The sequence below is a fragment of the Mycobacterium sp. genome, from assembly GCF_040398885.1.
Lineage (GTDB): Bacteria > Actinomycetota > Actinomycetes > Mycobacteriales > Mycobacteriaceae > Mycobacterium.
Genome location: NZ_JBBATF010000159.1, coordinates 1 through 2685 on the forward strand (window position 1 = coordinate 1; position 2685 = coordinate 2685).

3 protein-coding genes are annotated in these 2685 nt (G+C 72.4%); 1 reads left to right on the top strand and 2 read right to left on the bottom strand.

Annotated elements, in window-relative coordinates; translation table 11 throughout:
- Positions 1 to 696: HNH endonuclease signature motif containing protein (locus ADBZ5U_RS13335; RefSeq protein ID WP_526810939.1), on the top strand; the 696-nt coding region annotated here is incomplete at its 5' end.
- 4 nt (positions 697 to 700) lie between these two features.
- Here ADBZ5U_RS13335 and hemQ read toward each other — a convergent pair.
- Positions 701 to 1405: a hydrogen peroxide-dependent heme synthase gene (gene hemQ / locus ADBZ5U_RS13340; protein WP_526810941.1), complete on the bottom strand. Its 705-nt coding sequence runs from the start codon at positions 1403 to 1405 to the stop codon at positions 701 to 703.
- Positions 1406 to 1410: 5 nt separating this feature from the next.
- Positions 1411 to 2685 (bottom strand): protoporphyrinogen oxidase (locus tag ADBZ5U_RS13345; RefSeq protein ID WP_526810943.1); only part of this gene is annotated, 1275 nt, incomplete at its 5' end.

Here is a 2685-nt window from a genome sequence, read left to right on the forward strand (position 1 = left end):
CGGCTGAAGTGTCAGTGCGGCAACGCCGAGTGCCCGGCCACCGCACCGACCCGGTCGGGGGTGGTCATCCACATCGTCGCCGACCAGGTCACTTTGGAGGGCAACTCAGAACGCCCGGCGTATCTGATGGGCGCCGACACCCTGATCTCCCCGGAACTGCTGCGGGAGTTGGCCGCCGGCGCCATCGCACGGCCGTTGGTCACCGCCGCGGGAGCACCCGCCGAAGTGGGCTACCGGCCCTCGCGCGCGCTGGCCGAGTTCGTCCGTGCCCGCGATCTGACCTGCCGGGCCCCCGGATGCGACCGGCCGGCCACCGACTGCGATCTCGACCACACCATCCCCTGGTCGGAGGGCGGCAGCACCCATCGCTCAAACATCAAGTGCCTCTGCCGTTTTCATCATCTGATCAAAACCTTCTGGGGCTGGAAGGACCAACAACTACCCGACGGCACCGTCATCTGGACCCTGCCCGGCAACCAGACCTACATCACCACGCCCGGGAGCGCCCTGCTGTTCCCGGCCTTGATGACCCCCACCGGCACACCACCCGAACCCGGCCCCGAACCCGAATCGGAATGCGAGCCCCGCGGCGAGAAAACCGCCATGATGCCGCCGCGCAAGACCACCCGCGCCGCCAACCGCGCCCACGCCATCACCACCGAACGCGCCCGGTCATCCGGCGACCCGCCCTTCTGACCCGTCACGGCAGTCGGCTGACCAACTCCTCCACCCCGACCCGCGGGCCGGTGAAAAACGGGATCTCCTCGCGCACATGGCGGCGAGCCTCGGTGGCGCGCAGGTCCCGCATCAGGTCCACGATCCGGTGCAACTCCGGCGCCTCGAAGGCCAGGATCCACTCGTAGTCGCCGAGGGCGAAGGCCGGCACGGTGTTGGCGCGCACGTCCTTGTAGCCGCGCGCGGCCATGCCGTGGTCGGCCAGCATCTTGCGGCGGTCCTCGTCCGGCAGCAGATACCAGTCCAGCGACCGCACGAACGGGTAGACGCAGACGTAGTTACCCGGTTCCTCCCCGGCCAGGAACGCCGGGACGTGGCTCTTGTTGAACTCCGCGGGGCGGTGCAGTGCCACGCTGCTCCAGACCGGAGTCGACGCCCTGCCCAGGGTGGTGGCGCGGCGGAAGTCGCTGTAGAACGCCTGCAGATCCTCGACCCGTTCGGCGTGGGTCCAGACCATGAACTCCGCGTCGGCCCGCATGCCCGCCACGTCGTAGAGACCGCGGACCACCACACCGCGCTCCTCATGCTGCTTGAGGAACATCGCGGTCTCGTCGGAGACCGCGGCGCGGGATTCCTCGTCGTAGCCGAGCACCCCGGGGCGCACGGCGAACGCCGAGAACATCACGTAGCGAACGGTGGCGTTGAGGGTGTCGTAGTCCAGTCGCGCCATGGCGACTATGGTGCCACGCGGGCCGCAGCCGCCCCAGCCGTGGCCACACAGGCCGGCACACCGACCCCGTCGAGGAAATTGCCGGCTACAGCCAGGCCCGGCGGCAGGCCGGTGCGAATCTCGGCGGCCAGCGCGGCGTGGCCGGGGCCGTACTGCGGCAGCGCGTCGAGCCAGCGGCGCACCAGGACCGCGACCGGGTCGACCTCGATCCCGAACACGGCCCGCAGATCCTCGACGGCCCAGGCCTGCAACTGCTCATCAGAGGTTCCGCGGGCGATGTCGTCGCCGAACCGGCCGAAGGACATCCGAAGCAGTTGGGCGTCACCGGCCGCGCCCCACTTGCGGCTGGACAGCGTGATGGCCTTGGCGTGCAGGCTCTCCCCGGTGGCCACCAGCACCCCGGATTGCGGCGGGAACGGGGTGCCGGCCGGGACGGCCATGGCCAGCACCGCCACCGAGGCCACCGGGATCTTTGCGGCGGCCGCGGCCGACCGCGGTGCGATGTCGTCGAGCAGGGCCGCCGTCGCCGGCGCCGGGAGGGCGACGACGACGGCGTCGGCGCGCCAGGTCGCCCCGGCGGCGTCGGCCAGGGTCCACCCGCGGTAGTCGGCGTACATGTGGTCGATCGCCGTGGGCACCCACTCGACGGCGGCGCGGGCGCACAACGCGTCGAGCAGGACCCGGTAGCCGCCCGCGACGGCGCCGAACACCGGTCCGCGGGTGCCGGCCGGTAGCGCCCGGCAGACCGCCCCGGTGAGGTTGGGCGAACCGGCGTCCAGGGCGGCGGCCACGGCGGGGACCGCCGACCGGATCCCGATGCCGGCCGCCGATCCGGCGTAGACCCCCGACAGCATCGGGTCCACCGAACGGGTGACCACCTGTTCGCCGAAGCGGTCGCCGACCACCGCGGCCACCGACGGGTCCGCTCCCGGCTCCCACCGCAGCGGGCGGTCCGGTTCGGCGGCGATGCGGGACAGGGTGGCCTGGTCCACCAGACCGGCGACCGACCCGGGGCAACTGGGGATTCCGTTGACGGCGTCGGGCGGCAGCGGATGAAGGCGGCCCTGGCTGTAGACGGTGGGCCGCACCCCGGTCGTGGTGATCTGCCGGTCGGCCAGGCCCAGTTCGGCCAGCAGGGCCGGCACCTCGGGGCGGCGGGCCACGAACGCCTCGGCGCCGACGTCCACCGGTTGGCCGCCGAGCGTCTCGGTGCGCAGCACCCCGCCGAGCCGGTCGGCCGGGTCGAACACCCTGATGACGGCGTCGGGGCCGGCGGCGAC

What these genes read in the sequence shown, in the direction of transcription:
- hemQ (WP_526810941.1), bottom strand. Translation starts at nt 1,405, where the DNA reads ATGGCGCGACTGGACTACGACACCCTCAACGCCACCGTTCGCTACGTG.